General features: G+C 44.4%; 15 protein-coding genes. 3 read left to right on the top strand and 12 right to left on the bottom strand.

The window, feature by feature from the left end; translation table 11 throughout:
• Window positions 1–104: 104 nt before the first annotated feature.
• Complete coding sequence (locus tag AB6E51_RS15710) at window positions 105–1,139, top strand: extracellular solute-binding protein (RefSeq protein WP_017059628.1); 1,035 nt, start codon at window positions 105–107, stop codon at window positions 1,137–1,139.
• A gap of 210 nt (window positions 1,140–1,349) precedes the next feature.
• Window positions 1,350–2,387, top strand: coding sequence for an extracellular solute-binding protein (locus AB6E51_RS15705; protein WP_017059627.1), 1,038 nt, complete (start codon window positions 1,350–1,352; stop codon window positions 2,385–2,387).
• Window positions 2,388–2,481: 94 nt separating this feature from the next.
• Here AB6E51_RS15705 and cobB read toward each other — a convergent pair whose 3' ends face one another.
• From cobB to AB6E51_RS15650, 11 genes are all read right to left on the bottom strand, one after another.
• Window positions 2,482–3,216, bottom strand: coding sequence for a Sir2 family NAD+-dependent deacetylase (gene cobB, locus AB6E51_RS15700; RefSeq protein WP_017063867.1), 735 nt, complete (start codon window positions 3,214–3,216; stop codon window positions 2,482–2,484).
• A gap of 256 nt (window positions 3,217–3,472) precedes the next feature.
• Entirely contained in the window at window positions 3,473–4,693 is a 1,221-nt protein-coding gene (locus tag AB6E51_RS15695) for an ammonium transporter (protein WP_102320202.1), read from the bottom strand.
• A 376-nt stretch (window positions 4,694–5,069) separates the two neighbouring features.
• On the bottom strand, window positions 5,070–5,486 hold the full coding sequence (locus AB6E51_RS15690) for a hypothetical protein (RefSeq protein ID WP_017059624.1): 417 nt from the start codon (window positions 5,484–5,486) through the stop codon (window positions 5,070–5,072).
• Complete coding sequence (locus AB6E51_RS15685; protein WP_102333340.1) at window positions 5,470–6,543, bottom strand: formate dehydrogenase subunit gamma; 1,074 nt, start codon at window positions 6,541–6,543, stop codon at window positions 5,470–5,472. Before AB6E51_RS15685 ends, AB6E51_RS15690 begins: the two co-directional genes overlap by 17 nt.
• A 13-nt stretch (window positions 6,544–6,556) precedes the next feature.
• Window positions 6,557–7,165: a formate dehydrogenase FDH3 subunit beta gene (gene fdh3B, locus AB6E51_RS15680; RefSeq protein ID WP_004733723.1), complete on the bottom strand. Its 609-nt coding sequence runs from the start codon at window positions 7,163–7,165 to the stop codon at window positions 6,557–6,559.
• A gap of 11 nt (window positions 7,166–7,176) precedes the next feature.
• Complete coding sequence (locus tag AB6E51_RS15675) at window positions 7,177–10,032, bottom strand: formate dehydrogenase subunit alpha (protein ID WP_017063869.1); 2,856 nt, start codon at window positions 10,030–10,032, stop codon at window positions 7,177–7,179.
• Window positions 10,033–10,042: 10 nt separating this feature from the next.
• Window positions 10,043–10,243: a twin-arginine translocation signal domain-containing protein gene (locus tag AB6E51_RS15670; protein WP_008217926.1), complete on the bottom strand. Its 201-nt coding sequence runs from the start codon at window positions 10,241–10,243 to the stop codon at window positions 10,043–10,045.
• A gap of 78 nt (window positions 10,244–10,321) precedes the next feature.
• On the bottom strand, window positions 10,322–10,960 hold the full coding sequence (locus AB6E51_RS15665; RefSeq protein ID WP_017059621.1) for a molecular chaperone: 639 nt from the start codon (window positions 10,958–10,960) through the stop codon (window positions 10,322–10,324).
• A 9-nt stretch (window positions 10,961–10,969) separates the two neighbouring features.
• On the bottom strand, window positions 10,970–12,637 hold the full coding sequence (locus AB6E51_RS15660; RefSeq protein ID WP_372058650.1) for a 4Fe-4S dicluster domain-containing protein: 1,668 nt from the start codon (window positions 12,635–12,637) through the stop codon (window positions 10,970–10,972).
• 299 nt (window positions 12,638–12,936) lie between these two features.
• Window positions 12,937–13,632, bottom strand: a complete 696-nt coding sequence (locus tag AB6E51_RS15655; RefSeq protein ID WP_372058649.1) for a DUF3306 domain-containing protein — start codon at window positions 13,630–13,632, stop codon at window positions 12,937–12,939.
• Window positions 13,622–14,083: a DUF3305 domain-containing protein gene (locus AB6E51_RS15650; RefSeq protein WP_102393730.1), complete on the bottom strand. Its 462-nt coding sequence runs from the start codon at window positions 14,081–14,083 to the stop codon at window positions 13,622–13,624. The genes AB6E51_RS15655 and AB6E51_RS15650 overlap by 11 nt, the downstream gene beginning before the upstream one ends.
• Before the next feature lie 424 nt (window positions 14,084–14,507).
• On the opposite strand from AB6E51_RS15650, the gene fdhD reads away from it, so the two are divergent.
• Window positions 14,508–15,329: a formate dehydrogenase accessory sulfurtransferase FdhD gene (gene fdhD / locus AB6E51_RS15645; RefSeq protein WP_102333408.1), complete on the top strand. Its 822-nt coding sequence runs from the start codon at window positions 14,508–14,510 to the stop codon at window positions 15,327–15,329.
• Between the two features lie 222 nt (window positions 15,330–15,551).
• On the opposite strand, the gene AB6E51_RS15640 is transcribed toward fdhD, so the two are convergent.
• Window positions 15,552–17,135 (bottom strand): ABC-F family ATPase, encoded by a 1,584-nt coding sequence (locus tag AB6E51_RS15640; RefSeq protein WP_009846736.1) that lies wholly within the window; start codon window positions 17,133–17,135, stop codon window positions 15,552–15,554.
• Window positions 17,136–17,299 lie beyond the last annotated feature (164 nt).

The following is a 17,299-nucleotide window of genomic DNA, read 5'->3' as shown; positions in this document are numbered from 1 at the left end:
ACTTCAAGTTCAAAAAAAGTGTTAATCATAAACAGAATGGTAAATTGCCATTCTGTTTTTCTATCTACTGCCTTCGGGCAACGTTTAGTTTGGAGCTAACGTCAATGAAAAAATGGGCTACTCTATTAGCTGGTAGTGCATGTGCGCTTTCAATGTTATCTGCACCATCATTTGCAAAAGATAACAAAGAATTGGTATTCATGAATTGGGGACCTTACATCAACAGTGAGATTCTAGAACAGTTCACTGATGAAACTGGTATCAAGGTGATCTACTCGACTTACGAGTCGAACGAAACCCTGTACGCAAAGCTAAAAACACACAACAAAGGCTATGACCTAGTTGTGCCGTCGACTTACTTCGTATCTAAGATGCGTGACGAAGGTATGCTACAAAAGATCGACAAAACTAAGCTGAACAACTTCAAGAATCTAGATACTAACTATCTAGATAAGCCGTACGACCCAAGCAACGACTACTCTATTCCACACGTAGTTGCGATCACAGGTCTTGCTGTTAACACTGACATGTACGATCCAGAAGATTTCCAAAGCTGGGCTGATCTATGGAAGCCAGAGCTTGAAGGTCAACTGATGATGATGGACGACACTCGTGAAGTGTTCCACATCGCACTGCGTAAGTTAGGTTACTCTGGTAACACAACCAACGAAAAAGAGATCGACGAAGCGTACGCTGAGCTACAAAAGCTTATGCCAAACGTTCTAGTATTTAACTCAGACAACCCAGGCGCGCCTTACATGTCTGGTGAAGTGGGTCTTGGTATGCTGTGGAACGGTTCTGCTGCTGCAGCGCAAAACGAAGGTCTACCAATCAAACTGGTTTTCCCTAAAGAAGGCGGTATCGGTTGGGTTGATAACTTTGCGATTAGCTCTGGTGCGGTAAACGTAGAAGCAGCTCATAAGATGATTGATTTCCTACTTCGCCCTGAAATTGCTGAGCAAATTTCTCGTGACACAGGCTACCTAACGGCCGTTAAAGCGTCTAACGAGAAGTTCAAAGATAGCCCTGCGCTATTCCCATCGCAAGAAGACCTTGATCGTGTTGAATGGCAAGCTGCGGTTGGCGATAAGACAGTGAAGTACGAAGATTACTTCATGAAACTTAAAGCAGGTCAGTAATTTAGCTTATTATCTAACTGTGGCTAAGTAACCAGTTTACTTAACAGGTCAACGTAGATAATCAATAAGTTAAAAATAAGAATATCAATGAATAGGCAGCTTAGGCTGCCTATTTTATTATATCGCTGCTATAATATAGCGCGATTTTTCGAAATCCTTTACCTTGGGTTCACTACCCAGCTCCAAATCAAACAAATGAACGGAACAGTAATGAAAAAAACACTGTATACCGGCGCATTGTGTGCTGCTACTTTACTTTCTACACCCTCTTTCGCAGCTGACCAAGAACTGTATTTTTACAACTGGTCTGAATATATTCCAAATGAAGTACTAGAAGACTTCACAGAAGAGACGGGCATTAAAGTCTACTACTCAACTTATGAGTCTAACGAAAGCATGTACGCTAAGTTAAAAACTCAAGGTACGGGTTACGACTTAGTGGTTCCTTCTACTTACTTCGTTTCTAAGATGCGTAAAGAAGGCATGCTTCAAGAGCTTGATAAAACCAAGCTAAGCCACTTTGCAGATTTGGATCCAAATTACTTAGATAAGCCATTTGACCCAAATAACAACTACTCAATCCCATACATCTGGGGTGCGACGGGTATTGGTATCAACTCAGACATGCTAGACAAGTCTTCAGTTAAAAACTGGGGCGATCTGTGGGATACGCAGTGGGAAGGTCAACTGATGATGATGGATGACTCTCGTGAGGTTTTCCATATCGCTCTATCTAAACTGGGCTACTCTCCAAACACGACTAACCCTGAAGAAATCAAAGAAGCCTACGAAGAACTTCGTAAGCTAATGCCAAACGTATTGGTATTTAACTCAGATTTCCCAGCGAACCCTTACCTAGCAGGTGAAGTGTCTCTTGGTATGCTTTGGAATGGTTCTGCTTACATGGCACGCCAAGAAGGCGCAACGATTGACATTATCTGGCCAGAAAAAGGCGCTATCTTCTGGATGGACAGCCTAGCAATTCCAGCAGGCGCTAAGAACACTGAAGCGGCTCATAAGATGATCGACTTCCTTCTTCGCCCAGAGAACGCTGCGAAAATTGCTCTAGAGATCGGTTACCCGACACCAGTTAAAACCGCTTACCCTCTTCTTCCTAAAGAATTTGCTGAAGACAAGAACGTTTTCCCACCACAATCAGTGATGGATAACGGTGTGTGGCAAGATGAAGTTGGTGAAGCGAGCGTTATTTATGACGAGTACTTCCAAAAACTTAAAGTAAACAACTAAGTTATTGTTAGTTAAGAAGTTAAGTAAATAAAGCGGCGTAAGCCGCTTTATTTTTTCAGATTCAGAAACTGATGTGTGTTATTAAAGACAAGGCTTAGGCCGTTAAAGAACCTTTCTCTGTACATAATAACTCGCCAACCAGTTTAGGCACCTCGATACTCGCCTTGCCGTAGCGCTTCTCTTCAAATTCACTTTCAACCGCACTTGGTTCGAGGTTTATCTCGATAGTATGTGCACCATGCATTTTCGCATCGTGAACAAAGCCTGCCGCTGGATAAACAACACCTGAAGTTCCGATAGAGATAAACAGATCCGCTTCTTCCAGTGCGGAATAAATGTCGCCCATTCTTAGTGGCATTTCGCCAAACCAAACAATATGTGGACGCATTTGTGCAGGGATTTGGCAGCAATGACAAAGTTCACCCGTTTCAATATCGCCTTTGTGCTCTACAACTTGATTGGATTCACTGCAACGCGCTTTTAAAAGTTCACCATGCATGTGAATAATGTTGTTGCTACCGCCTCTCTCGTGCAAATTGTCGATGTTTTGAGTAATGATGGTAACTTTGCCATCAAGCTTGTCTTCGAGCTCTCCTAGCGCCTTGTGGGCTGAATTGGGCTGAATGCTCTCACTTTGCAGGCCGTGACGACGCTTGTTATAGAAGGCTTGTACCAAGTCAGGATCTTTTGCGAACCCTTCAGGCGTCGCTACATCTTCGATTTTGTGGTTTTCCCATAGCCCGTCTTGTGCTCGGAATGTTTGTATCCCCGACTCTGCAGAGATGCCAGCGCCAGTAAGAATTACGATATTTCGATATGGGAAATGCATATAACGTCCTTTTAGATATGTCACTTTGTAACAGCTTAGCACTGTTCAAATTCCAACAATAGTTTTGGGGATTAGACCATAGTCTTAGGCAACTGAATTCATTGGCTATTTGTGACATAACTCGCTTGATAGTTGTGGTTGTTGTTACTCAAATTCTCTGTTTTGCTATCCATAGAAACAAAAAAGCGACCGAAGCCGCTTAGTTCTGTCCAACAGTTGTCTACTTGATGTGCTTTACCCCACCAAGTGAACAACGTTAGTCTTCGTTGATAGAAGAGATCTTATGGATAGAAAGATCCGCACCGTTGAATTCATCTTCTTCACTTAAGCGTAGGCCTGTTAGTTTGCTCAACACACCATAAACAATCATTGCGCCAATCAAAGCCACAGCAATGCCCGCTAGTGTACCGACAACTTGAGAAGCAAAGCTCACGCCCCCTAGCCCCCAGAATGTTTGCGAGCCGAAGATACCCGCTGCAATGCCACCCCAAGCGCCACATATGCCGTGTAGAGGCCATACACCTAATACATCATCAATCTGTGTTTTGTTTTGCATATAAGTAAATAGGTAAACAAACAGCGCACCTGCCACACCGCCCGTCACCAAAGCGCCAAGTGGGTGCATCAAATCTGAGCCCGCACAGATAGCGACGAGACCAGCCAAAGGACCATTGTGGATGAAGCCCGGGTCATTTTTACCTGCAATTAGAGCCGCAAGAATACCGCCAACCATGGCCATGAGAGAGTTCATTGCCACGAGACCGCTGATGCCATTGATCGCTTGAGCTGACATCACGTTAAAGCCAAACCAACCCACACATAAGATCCAAGAGCCTAGTGCTAAGAATGGGATATTCGATGGTGCGAAGTTGGTGTGTTTGCCTGCACGGATTCGACCTTTACGCATCCCTAAGAAGTAAACTGCGACCAAAGCAATCCAACCACCTACGCCGTGAACCACTACTGAGCCTGCGAAGTCATGGAACACGTAACCAAACTGACCTTCTAGCCAATCTTGGAATCCAAAGTTGCCGTTCCAAATGATGCCTTCAAAAAATGGATAGATGAAACCAACCGTAAACAGTGTCGCAATCAAAATTGGATAGAAACGAGCACGCTCTGCGATACCACCAGAAACAATCGCAGGAATTGCCGCTGCGAATGTCATTAGGAAGAAGAACTTAACCAGTTCATATCCGTTGCCTTGCGAAAGTGTTTCTGCGTCTGCAAAAAAGTGTGCACCGTAAGCAACCCAGTAACCGATAAAGAAGTAAGCAATGGCGGAGACACCAAAGTCGGAAAGGATCTTAACCAGCGCGTTGACTTGGTTCTTCTTTCGAACGGTACCGACTTCTAGAAATGCAAAGCCAGCGTGCATCAAGAAAACCATGATGGCGCCGAGTAATAGGAATAAAGTATCTGAACTTTGGGTAAGGGTTTGTACTGCACTATGAACTTGAGTCACCGTTTCACTCATTAAAGCATTCTCCTTCGCTTTATTTGATTTGCACTGATATCGTGCGATTCAATGTTGTAATTAATTAAAGACTCAACAGTGAAAGCAAGATGCGTTCCAAGTGTGTGGTGTAATTTTCGTGCAACAGTTTTTGCTTTTAACTTACTGATTAATTGATAATAAATTTATCGGTGCACTTTCTTGGTTCTTAATGAGCGTGAAAATGGAAACAAGAATTGCACCAATTAAGGGAGTTGCACCATATTGAAGCGGTCAATACTATGCTTCATTAAGTTTCGTTGCTGATTAGAAACAAAAAGCCCAATGACCGAAATCATTGGGCTTTCAAAAGGACTATTGTGCTAGATAATTCGCTATCTAGTGAGCCGATACTCGACTACAAGTTTGGACCTGTTGTCGGGTTTTGCGGTAGGTTTTGACTTAAACGCTGCATACCTTGATACATACGAATAAACCAAACCACAATCGCAACACCACCGAACAACATGCCTACATACGGTATGTAGTAAGCGATGTCATCGATAATATGATTTTGATACCAGTAATCGTTCACACCGATCAACACGCCATTAGAGGTCGCTACTGTCACGATAAGTACAACAAAGAACGTCAAGTTCAAGAAGAACGAGCGAATCAAGCCGTAGTAATGGGTATCCACTACTTCACCATCTTCGCCTTTATCTAAACGATAGCCCGCGTAGATGATGGCAACCACACCAGAGAGAAGACAAGTAAATGGCGTAAAGCAGCTTAGTATGTAAGCGACCCAAATACCTTTATGAGGTTTGTTCATTCTTATTCACCCCTTCCGTTTTCTCTGTTGCTGCGTTAGCGCTTTGTTCAACGCCGTTTTTCTCTTGTTCCATCACTTCTTTGTACCAAAGATCATGGTGCTCTTTAGCCCAAGTCTCATCAACTTCGCCTGTTACCATGCCTTCTAGTGCCCCTTCCATACCGAACAAGCCGATGTAGATGTGGAACACGAAACCACAGATAAGGATCAAAGCAGCCAACATGTGGACTAGGTTTGAGAGCTCCATATCTCGACGGGTTTGACCGAAGATTGGGAAGTCTAAAACCAAGCCACTGATCGCAGCCACACTACCCATAACAATCAATAGCCAGAACAGTGCTTTTTCACCCGCGTTCGAAAACTCTGCAGATGGATGAGAACCTTTATGTTTCCCGACCATACCACCCAGTTTCATGAACCACTGTACATCGACCATCTTGAAAATAGACTTGCGCCACCACTTGATGAGAACAGCCATCAACAGCACATAGAAAATCGGGCCGATGTAGTTGTGGTATTGCTTCGCCAATAGAACGATGAAGCCCCAAAGGTCTGTTGGAATGTACGGCTTCAAGAAGTGCTTACCGTAAACCAACATCAAACCACTGAACGCCAGTGTTAAGAAGGTAAACGCCATACTCCAGTGCAAGGCACGGTCTAGTCGAGACCAACGTTTGATCTTGCGGCCTGTTCTTGGCGCACTCAGCATTAATGGGCCAATCACAACGTACATTAGAGTAACGAAAGCAATACTGCCAAAGATAGCGACAGCACCGGCTGGTGACATCCACTTCTCTTTCAATATGTACCACGCTTGACCTGGGGTACTGATCAACACACCGTGCTCAGCCGATTGAGATGTGGTGTAACCTTCTTCACCGTTTCTTACTTGTCGCCAAAAATCAGCGCCAGCAAGTTGTGTGATTTCTCTTTCAGCAGAGCTCGATTGAGTTTGTGATGAGTTCGTCTCAGATGCATGACTCAAAGGAGACAGCATTGTTAGTGCTGCCAACATTGGCAGCACAACAAGGAAGAGACGCTTAAACATTGTAAGCATATGTCTCTCCTAACTAGCTCTTCATCGCATCGTAAGAAAGGTCATTGCCGTCTGTCCAGCCTGCACCCTTCGCACCACGTTCAACAACACGCTGGCGGAATACATCAGAGACTTTCTCTGCATCACCCGCTAGCAGTGCTTTGGTCGAACATAAAGAAGCACACATTGGTAGCTTGCCTTCAGCAATACGGTTCGCACCGTACTTCTGACGTTCTTCCACAGAACCTGGCTCTGTTTCTGGGCCGCCAGCACAGAAGGTACATTTGTCCATTTTACCGCGCTCACCAAAGGCTTCCTGTTTAGGAAATTGAGGTGCGCCAAACGGACAAGCAAACAAGCAGTAACCACAACCGATACACAGATCTTTATTGTGAAGTACGATGCCGTCTTCCGTATGTTCAAAACAGTCTGCCGGGCAAACTGCCATACAAGGGGCATCAGTACAGTGCATACACGCTACTGAGATAGAGTTTTCACCTGGTTCGCCATCGTTCAGTGTCACAACGCGACGACGTTGAATACCCCATTCCAGAGCATCATCATTTTCATTCTTACATGCAGTGACACAACCGTTACATTCGATACAACGCTTGGTGTCACAAAGAAATTTCATTCTAGCCATTTTAAGACTCCTTACGCTTTACGAATATTACAAAGGGTTACTTTCGTTTCCTGCATCAACGTGACAGGGTCGTAACCGTATGTGGTTGCTGTGTTAGCAGCTTCACCAATAACGTAAGGATCAGTGCCTTCTGGGTATTTAGAACGCAAATCTTCGCCTTGGAACTTACCACCGAAGTGGAATGGGATGAATGCCAGACCCGGTTTCACACGACGTGTAACCATCGCTTTCACCTTAATACGGCCCTTCTCTGCACCCTCAACCCAAACATCGTCACCGTCTTTAAAGCCGATGTCGTTTGCATCTTTCGGGTTCACTTCAACAAACATCTCTTGCTGTAGTTCTGCTAGCCAAGGGTTAGAACGGGTTTCTTCACCACCACCTTCGTACTCAACCAAACGACCAGAGGTCAGGATAATCGGGTATTCGCCAGATTTGTCTTGCTCTTGAATCGACTTGTAAAGCGTAGGAACACGGAAGATAGCTTCTTTGTCGTCCCACGTTGGGTAATCAGCAACTAGGTCGCGACGTGGCGTGTAAAGTGGCTCACGGTGCAGTGGTACACGGTCTGGGAATGTCCAAACAATCGCACGTGCTTTCGCATTACCAAATGGGATACAGCCGTGTTTAATTGCCACACGTTGGATACCACCTGAAACGTCAGTCTTCCAGTTTTTGCCTTCAGCAGCCGCTTTCTCTTCTGCAGTTAGATCATCCCACCAACCCAGTTGTTTCAGTAGTTTGTCACTGAACTCTGGGTAGCCGTCTTTGATCTCACAGCCTTTCGAGTAGCTGTCTTCTGCCAGTAGGCTTTGACCTTCAAACTCAACACCAAAACGAGTACGGAAGTTACCACCACCTTCAGCAACCGTCTTAGACGTATCGTAAAGGATGTGTGTACCCGGATGTTTCATCTCTGGTGTGCCCCAACATGGCCAAGGTAGACCGTAAGTCTCGCCATTTGCTGGACCGCCTTCTGCTTCTAGAGACGTTTTGTGGAATGTGTGCCAATTCTGTTGGTGTTCTTTCAAACGCTCAGGGCTTTGGCCTGTGTAGCCGATTGTCCACATACCTTTGTTGAATTCACGTGTAATATCTTCAATCAGTGGTTGGTTGTTCTCAACACGGATGTTTTTGAACAGCTGATCAGAGAAACCAAGCTTCTTAGAAAGCAGGTACATGATTTCGTGGTCAGGTTTAGATTCGAATAGAGGATCAACAACCTTGTCACGCCACTGTAGAGAACGGTTTGACGCCGTTACACTGCCGTAGGTTTCAAACTGAGTCGTTGCTGGTAGCAGGTAAACGCCGTCGGTACGATCATTCATTACCGCTGCAACCGTTGGGTATGGGTCAACAATAACCATCATATCCAGCTTCTGCATCGCTTTTTTCATCTCTGGACCACGAGTCTGAGAGTTCACCGCGTGACCCCAGTAGAACATGGCACGGATGTTTTCGCGTTGGCGAATCTTGTCTTTGTCTTCAAGTACGCCATCAACCCAACGAGATACAGGAATACCTGCACTGTTCATTGGTTTTTGACCGCCGTATGCGTTGTCGTCGAAACGGCCTTTCACCCAGTCAAAGTCGATATCCCAAACTTTTGACCAGTGACGCCAAGAACCTTCAGACAAGCCGTAGTAGCCTGGAAGTGTGTCTGACAGTACGCCAAGGTCAGTTGCGCCCTGTACGTTATCGTGACCACGGAAGATGTTTGCACCGCCGCCTGATTTACCGATGTTACCTAGCGCAAGCTCAAGTACACAGTAAGCGCGTGTGTTGTTGTTACCAGTCGTGTGCTGAGTACCACCCATACACCAAACGATACAACCCGGACGGTTTTCAGAAAGTAGTTTCGCGGTGTGGTATACGTCTTTTTCACTAACACCAGTTACGCGTTCAACTTCTGCTGGGTTCCACTTCGCGACTTCTTCACGGATCTCGTCCATGCCGAATACACGTTGTTTAATGAACTCTTTGTCTTCCCATTGGTTTGCAAAGACGTGCCATAACACACCCCAGATAAACGCAACGTCAGAACCTGGACGAAGAGAAACGTAGTGATCTGATTTCGCAGCAGTACGCGTACGACGAGGATCCGCAACAACGATCTTACAGTTGTTCTTCTCTTTCGCGATTAAGATGTGCTGCATCGCAACCGGGTGAGCTTCTGCTGGGTTCGAACCAATGAACAGCATCGATTTACAGTTGTGCATGTCATTGAACGAGTTTGTCATTGCACCGTAACCCCAAGTGTTCGCAACACCGGCTACTGTGGTTGAGTGACAAATACGTGCTTGGTGGTCAACGTTGTTGGTGCCCCAAAGCGAAGCCATCTTACGGAATGCATAAGCTTGCTCGTTACTGTGTTTCGCACTACCTAGGAAGTAAACTGAATCAGGGCCAGACTCTTTACGAAGTTCTAGCGCTTTGTTACCGATCTCTTCAATCGCTTGTTCCCAAGAAAGCTTCTTCCACTTACCGCCTTCCAATTTCATTGGGTACTTAAGACGACGTTCACCGTGGCCGTGCTCACGAAGTGCTGCACCTTTCGCACAGTGTCCACCAGCGTTGAATGGGTGATCGAATGCAGGCTCTTGACCTGTCCATACGCCATTTTGAACTTCAGCGTAGATACCACAACCCACAGAACAGTGAGAACAGATAGTACGTTTCACTTCTGTTTTCGCTTCTGGATCGACTGATTTAGCCTGTGCTTTCTTCATCATACCTGGTGCAAATAGACTTGCGCCTACCACTGCGCCACCAGCAGCTAATGAAGTGTTTTTCATGAAGGCACGTCGAGACACACCTAGCTGATTGGTTTCTTTGCTCACACTATCGGAGCGTTTGACAAGTTTCATCCGTTATCTCCTAAAGTGTGTCGTAGTAATCGCGAATGTGTTGCGTCTCACGATACCCTGTCTTCTTCACGTCTTCTTTCGAAATTTCAACAGTTTCTGAAGCGGTTGCCACTTTAGTTGTACCAGCGACAACGGCACCAGCAACGGCTGCAGTCGTCAAGCCTTTGAGTAGATCCCTACGGCTTGTATTTATATCTTTATTATCTTTCATCATTGCTTCCTTACCTTACGGTAGATCTTTTTTTGGAGGCTTAATGCCCCTCTATCGATATAATCGCGTACTGCTCGATTACTCGTAATCAGTGACGTTTTTCACATCAATCTTTAATTTGTGCTTACTGCTTTTTGTATTCACGCTAAAACGCACTTGTTCTAACGTTAAGAATGCTTCACACAGTTGAGCGGCCGATTTGTAGAAGTTCGCGCTTTCTGCCCCTTCAAGCTGACGCGTGAAAGAGTTAAACCAAGGGCCAAGATGCTTATTGAATACCGCCTGTTGCAGTGCTTCTTCTTCAGCCGTTAGCATCGCCATCACTTCACACAGTGCTGCGATATGATCTTCCGGCTCTTTCACTTGATCGTCACGCTCAATGCCTAAAAGCTCTAAGTCATGACGAATCTCTGCCAATGGTTTTTCCATCATGGCGCCAGTGCGATGCCAAGAACCAAATGGAACGACTTCTCCACGCCCAATACCGATGAACAAATCTTGATATTCGTCTTCAAGAGCTTCACGGTTTGATTCTGTTGCCGCTTGTTGAATGGCAATCCAAGCCTTTTGCATTGCGCTTTCAGACGCTTCAATATCGAGTGTTTTTAGAAAGTCGATCACCTCTTCAGAAGGTGCGCTGCGAAACAGTGCGGATAGAACCAAATAGATCTCAGTTCTTAGTGTCTGTTCTTGTGCCTGATCCAAATTCGTTTCCAAGGCTAACTCCTAGTATTTCAATTGTTTCAATGGGTCTTGAGCCATTGAATCGAACATATCCACCACACGGCAGTCTTCACACATAGCAATACGATTAATCGCTGCTTCATCTGAAAAGTGAGAGTGACCGCGTAACTTGTTCTGTAACATGTCAATCATAGACTGAGGTGCGAATGGTTTATGGCAACGTACACATTCCGCAGCTTTCTCTTCATGAATCACAACTGCTTTTTGACGTTCTTCTTTTACCCAGTTCATACGAGGCGTAAGAGTCAGAACATTTTCAGGACATGCCTTTTCACACAAGCCACATTGAATACAGTCTTGTTCTACAAATTTAAGTGATGGAGAAGCCCCGTCGGTATGAAGTGCACGTGTCGGACACACAGCCACACAGCTCATACATAACGTACAATCTTTGCTATCACACGAAACGTTGCCGTAAGGTGCGTTTGACGGAAGCTCAACAATATTTTCAACAGGAATACGAGCTGAAGACATCGCATCAAGTGCTGTAAATAGACGTTGGCGCTTGTTGCCTTGAAGATCGCCAAGTGCAAGGTCGAATGAATCCACACAAAGTGTTGGAGGACATTCACGTAGAGATTCTAAGTACAGAATATCGATGGTTTCTTTTGGAATACCGATTTGATCTAGTAGTTCTTGAGCAATCCCTACTTCGTTATTCAGAACACGAATGATCGTTTCTGGCATAAAGCGAGATGCGGCAAACAGAACCTGAGTTGCGCCATTAACTAAAGCTGCAAACCAAGTATCGATACCAATAGATGGCAGTTCTTCTACGACAATTGGAATCACGTTATCTGGTAGCGCTTTAAGAGCCATCACGTTGTAAGTCTCATGACGTGAGCTACAGATAAGTACGATTGGATCCAGACCCCCCGCTTGCTCGTAGTTAGCTAGCGTACGTTCAATGAATTTTTGAGTATCGTCAGGGTTAGGTAATGCGTAAGAGATAGCTTCTGTCGGACAGCTCGTTGCACACGTACCCACGCCTTGACATAGGTAAGGGTTAATCTCGATCTTATGACCCGTCTTATCTGAGCCTTCACTTGAAAGTGCACCAGCAGGACAAGCATCAACACAACGCTCACAACCTTTAACACCACGAGAACTGTGTGCACATAGGTCTGTGTCCAAACGGAAGAACTTAGGCTTATCAAACGTGCCCATTAACGTAGGAATTTCTTCTAACGCTTCAGCCAGTTTTGGATAACCACGACCTACTGGGTAATAACCAGGAACAGGCACTTCTTCAGTCATGCAGCTATTCAGACATAAGTCCAAAACCACATCAAAACAGTCATGATTGATTGCTACTTTTGCAAGGTTATTGGTTCGGCCTTTGTTTTCGATTAGAACTTCGAACGTACCAAGGAACCCTGAAACCTGAACAGCATTTGCGTAGTAAAGCTCTGACTCAGTATTCGTTGCCTTCACACCATCTGTCGAAAGCAGTGTTAGGCTTGTTAACTGAGGTAATTGCGCCGCAGCACTTTCAATGATCGCAGTTGGACCAATAACAAGTGTATTACCGCCGCTTTCGTAGCTAACAGTAGGTGGAATCAGATTTGTTAACTCAACTGTATTTTCAAATGCATACAGTCTTGCTTTAGCGTTATTTGAATTTGCTTGTTCTAATAATTGTTTAAGCATTGCTCAGTTCCATCTTTGGACATGGATAATCTGTTCAACCTTTATTGTAGTAAGCGAGAGAGAACTTGCTGAGTAATCCGTTAACAACTAACCCTTTAGCCAGTGTGTCGTTCGTCAGACCGTGAACTCATCTATCTACAAAAAAGTTGATAATGAACGTTATTTTGCAAATGCCATGCCAATTTAATATGCCTTATATTTCAGTGATTTAATCCTATATAACGTTTATTGTGCGTATAAAAAAACCGCTTGGGACATTTTGTCGCAAGCGGTTCATTGAGTGTTTAGTCAAAATGTACCTATTCTTTGTGTGGTATATTTTGTCCCACCTCTTTCAGGTCTGCTTCGTCTGACATTGTAGCGTTATTATCCGGTACTGTGTTTTTATACAGTTCTTTTTCTTTTTCTTTTTCTTTTTCGGTTATTTCGGCACTTTCTGACGTTTCAAGTTTATTATCAGATACCTCAAGATCGCTTTCAGAATTTTCTAAAACTTCACCTTCGTCTTTATTATCAATGATTTGCTCTTCTTCTGGCGCAGTTTCTTCTTCCGTTTTGTCTTTAACCCAATCACGCAAGGTTTCCGCAACCCCTTCAGAAAGAGACTTCAAATTACTGTAATCGTCGTCGTAATCATCTAAACCATCACGAACGTTGAATTCTTCTGAGAGGAATAATTTACGCAATGCCGCTTTTTTTACGCTTTCTGAAGCTTCTGACACCAATAATTGAGCAACAGACAAGTCTTCAGTCGTTTCTGATGCTATCTCCTGAGAGTCAATAGTTTGAGAATCGACAGCGTGTTCTGGAGACTCTTTTTCCAAAGTTCCACGTTCTAGTGACTCCGATGTTTCTGCGTCTATAGATGAAGCAGCAGACGAAGCCTCAGTGGAAGTAAGCTCAGTTTCCTCAAGCGTTTGTTGCGCTTCTAAAGGTTGGTCGGTTGATTCATCAAGCTTTCGTTGAGACCAACGGCTAAAAAAGTTAGTTGCCATTAGAACGACCTGCCCCTTTGCGCTTCTTGCGTCTTGCTTCTAATAATTCACCATGACGACCGATAAAGGCTTCCATCCAAGCTTGTACAGGCAATGGCATGTCGTAAGACAATACTTGGTTATCTCCGTCCATGTATTGGCCTGCGACTGTTTGTGATGCTGTCAGTAATTGAATAATAGGTTTACCGGAGTCAACATTATCCATAACTAAGAATAGCTTAGGTTGCTGAGAGCTTAGATTGAAGCGGTAGTCGGTACGTTCGTCTTTGTGCAACTGAAGCAAACATACGTCTGGGGTTTCATGTTCAGGTGATAATTCAAAACCGATGAGTTCCCATTGAGTTGTTACCCAAATGCCAGTTTTGATCTCTTTCTCTATTCTTTGGACACCGATTGGCCAAGCTGCTTCTGTTTTTTCATATTGTTCTTGGAATTCTTTTATCTCAGACATACTTCACCCAATTGATTTTCTTTGGTCTGAAAGCACTTAGGACATTTTGTACTGTGCGCAATCATATACACCCCATAAAGCAATAAACACGCCAATACGGATTACCTACGAGAGCGTATCTATAGCGTTCGTTATCAAGTTGTCATTATAACGTTAGTCGATACTGGTTATTTCAGACAACTCCACCCAGTGAACTCTCATATTTTGCGCTATTTTAATCTAATGCTTCATGTTTCCATCAATCCCCGTTATTTTGGAATAAGATTTGCAGACTCTAGTCTCAGAGCTATGGCATGTTCGAAACGATAATCGAAACCTAAGCTATAGCGAACTAACAAACTAGCGCATTGATGAATGAGAGCCTTATTGCTCTTGTTGACTTCTTATCTCATAAAATCGCTATCTCATTAAGTAGGAAATGACTGTGGTAAAACCAAACATAATAAAAACCAGTGAGAACCCACTTCAGACAATCGAAGTTGAAGTGTTTGATGAATATGGCGAAAAGCTAACGAAACAGATCGCGTGTGAGCGCCCTCTTACCGTCATGTTGAACTGGAAAGAGATCGTAACCCTGATGACGCTCGGCTCACGCCCTGAATCTTTAGTCTTGGGTTATTTGAAGAACCAAAGCTTCCTTTCTGATCCAGAAGCCGTTGAATCAATCATCATCGACTGGGAAACCAGCTCAGCAGCGGTTATCACCAAAGAAGATACGAGCCAACTTGAGCAAGCGCTTAAGAAGAAGACAGTTACCTCTGGCTGTGGCCAAGGTACCATGTATGGCAACGTGATGAAGCAATTGGAAGATTACCAAGTGCCTCAAACCAAGATTAAGCAATCTGAAATCTATACGGCTCTAGAAGCGCTGACTCATTATAACGACACCTACAAGAAAGCGGGTGCGGTTCATGGCTGTGCTGTTTGCAAAGACGACAAGGTTCTATCGTTTGTTGAAGATGTTGGCCGACACAATGCCGTTGATACATTGGCTGGTGAGATGTGGCTTAACAAAGAGACAGGTGAAGATAAGATCTTCTACACCACAGGCCGTTTAACGTCTGAGATGGTGATTAAGGTTGCGCAGATGGGAATCCCTGTTCTACTGTCACGCTCTGGCGTTACACAAATGGGCTTAGATTTAGCGCAGAAGTTCGGCATCACTACGATTGCTCGCGCTAAAGGTTTACGCTTCCAAGTGTTCACGGGTGCAGACAAGATTGACTTTGATGTGAAAGGTGAATAATCAGCAGTCGGAAAAAAGCGTAGGTTTGATTGGTGATTCACTAACCGCTTCTAATTGTAAAGTTCTGATGTAAATAGTTAGTGACCCATCAAGGATAAATACATAGAAACTTAGCTAGATACAAAAACGCCGTCATGCTTTTTAGTATGACGGCGTTTTTAATTTTCAATTTATAGCTTAATTTCCAACGCATAGAGTTGAAAACTAAGGCTAACTTAAAGCTTAGCCGCGTGCTTTCAAGAACTCAGCGTAAGTACCGCGGAAATCGTTGATCTTGCCATCTTTGATTTCAAGGATACGAGTTGCAAGCGAGTCTACGAATACACGGTCGTGAGATACGAAGAACAATGTGCCTTTGTAGTTCTCAAGAGCCAAGTTAAGCGCTTCGATAGATTCCATATCCATGTGGTTTGTTGGCTCATCCATTAGCAGGATGTTTGGTTTATGCATCATGATCTTACCAAGAAGCATACGACCTTGCTCACCACCAGAGATAACCTTTACAGATTTCTTAATGTCGTCTTGACCAAATAGCATACGACCTAGGAAGCCACGAACAACTTGCTCGTCTTCGCCTTCTTGGCGCCATTGGCTCATCCAATCAAACAAGTTCATGTCTGTCTCGAAATCGTGTGCGTGATCTTGAGCGTAGTAACCGATGTTTGAGTTTTCAGACCACTTGTACTCACCTGTGCGAGGCTCAAGAGCGCCAGCTAGTGTGTTAAGTAGTGTTGTTTTACCCACACCGTTCTCACCGATGATAGCAACACGCTCACCTACTTCGAAAATACCGTCGAACTTGTTGTATAGGTCTTCTTCAAAACCTTGAGATAGGTTTTCAACCACAAGTGCGTTACGGAATAGCTCTTTAGACTGTTCGAAACGGATGAATGGGTTTTGACGGCTAGACGCTTTAACTTCGTCTAGTTGGATCTTATCGATCTGCTTAGCACGTGACGTTGCTTGCTTCGCTTTAGATGCGTTAGCAGAGAAACGAGATACGAACGTTTGAAGTTCAGCAATTTGTGCTTTCTTCTTAGCGTTGTCAGACAGTAGACGCTCACGAGCTTGAGTCGCAGCCGTCATGTACTCATCGTAGTTACCTGGGAATAGACGAAGTTCGCCGTAATCAAGGTCAGCCATGTGTGTACAAACAGAGTTTAGGAAGTGACGGTCGTGCGAAATGATGATCATTGTGCAGTTACGTTGGTTTAGCGTGTCTTCCAACCACTTGATGGTGTCCATGTCCAGGTTGTTCGTTGGTTCGTCAAGAAGCATGATATGCGGGTCTGCAAACAGTACTTGAGACAATAGAACACGAAGTTTCCAACCCGGTGCTACTTCGCTCATCAGACCGAAGTGCATTGATTCTTCAATACCTACCGCTAGAAGAAGCTCACCAGCTTTAGCTTCTGCCATGTAGCCGTCCATTTCAGCGAACTGAACTTCAAGGTCAGCCACTTTCATGCCGTCTTCTTCGCTCATTTCTGGCAAAGAGTAAATGCGGTCACGCTCTTGCTTAATAGCCCAAAGCTCTTTGTGACCCATGATAACCGTGTCGATTACCGTGAATTCTTCGTAAGCAAACTGGTCTTGGTTTAGCTTAGCAACGCGCTCGTTTGGATCGTAGCTTACGTTACCAGCACTTGGCTCAAGTTCACCAGATAGGATCTTCATGAACGTCGATTTACCACAGCCATTCGCGCCGATTAAACCGTAGCGGTTGCCTTCGCCGAACTTAACTGAAATATTTTCGAAAAGTGGCTTAGCGCCGAATTGTTGGGTGATATTTGCTGTGGAGATCAATGCCATTACCTTTTTAATGTGAAAAACGCCGCAACGTTACTTGTTCAGGGCTTTAACTGCAAGTATTGATTGCAATTACTGGCCATTAAGTGAGTGATAACCTAGCCAAATCATAGTTTGAACTGACTCACATTTTTGGTTTTCTATTTATCGCCGTAAAACCG

Source organism: Vibrio sp. 10N.247.311.47, assembly GCF_041467535.1.
Lineage (GTDB): Bacteria > Pseudomonadota > Gammaproteobacteria > Enterobacterales > Vibrionaceae > Vibrio > Vibrio crassostreae_C.
This window is presented reverse-complemented; position numbering and strand designations above follow the sequence as displayed.

Excerpts from the sequence above, each read along its gene's own strand:
- cobB (WP_017063867.1), bottom strand. The coding sequence starts at position 3,216 with ATGCATTTCCCATATCGAAATATCGTAATTCTTACTGGCGCTGGCATC.
- AB6E51_RS15685 (WP_102333340.1), bottom strand. The coding sequence starts at position 6,543 with ATGCTTACAATGTTTAAGCGTCTCTTCCTTGTTGTGCTGCCAATGTTG.
- AB6E51_RS15690 (WP_017059624.1), bottom strand. The coding sequence starts at position 5,486 with ATGAACAAACCTCATAAAGGTATTTGGGTCGCTTACATACTAAGCTGC.
- AB6E51_RS15695 (WP_102320202.1), bottom strand. The coding sequence starts at position 4,693 with ATGAGTGAAACGGTGACTCAAGTTCATAGTGCAGTACAAACCCTTACC.
- AB6E51_RS15705 (WP_017059627.1), top strand. The coding sequence starts at position 1,350 with ATGAAAAAAACACTGTATACCGGCGCATTGTGTGCTGCTACTTTACTT.
- AB6E51_RS15650 (WP_102393730.1), bottom strand. The coding sequence starts at position 14,083 with ATGTCTGAGATAAAAGAATTCCAAGAACAATATGAAAAAACAGAAGCA.
- AB6E51_RS15670 (WP_008217926.1), bottom strand. The coding sequence starts at position 10,243 with ATGAAAGATAATAAAGATATAAATACAAGCCGTAGGGATCTACTCAAA.
- AB6E51_RS15675 (WP_017063869.1), bottom strand. The coding sequence starts at position 10,032 with ATGAAACTTGTCAAACGCTCCGATAGTGTGAGCAAAGAAACCAATCAG.
- AB6E51_RS15710 (WP_017059628.1), top strand. The coding sequence starts at position 105 with ATGAAAAAATGGGCTACTCTATTAGCTGGTAGTGCATGTGCGCTTTCA.
- AB6E51_RS15655 (WP_372058649.1), bottom strand. The coding sequence starts at position 13,632 with ATGGCAACTAACTTTTTTAGCCGTTGGTCTCAACGAAAGCTTGATGAA.
- fdh3B (WP_004733723.1), bottom strand. The coding sequence starts at position 7,165 with ATGGCTAGAATGAAATTTCTTTGTGACACCAAGCGTTGTATCGAATGT.
- AB6E51_RS15660 (WP_372058650.1), bottom strand. The coding sequence starts at position 12,637 with ATGCTTAAACAATTATTAGAACAAGCAAATTCAAATAACGCTAAAGCA.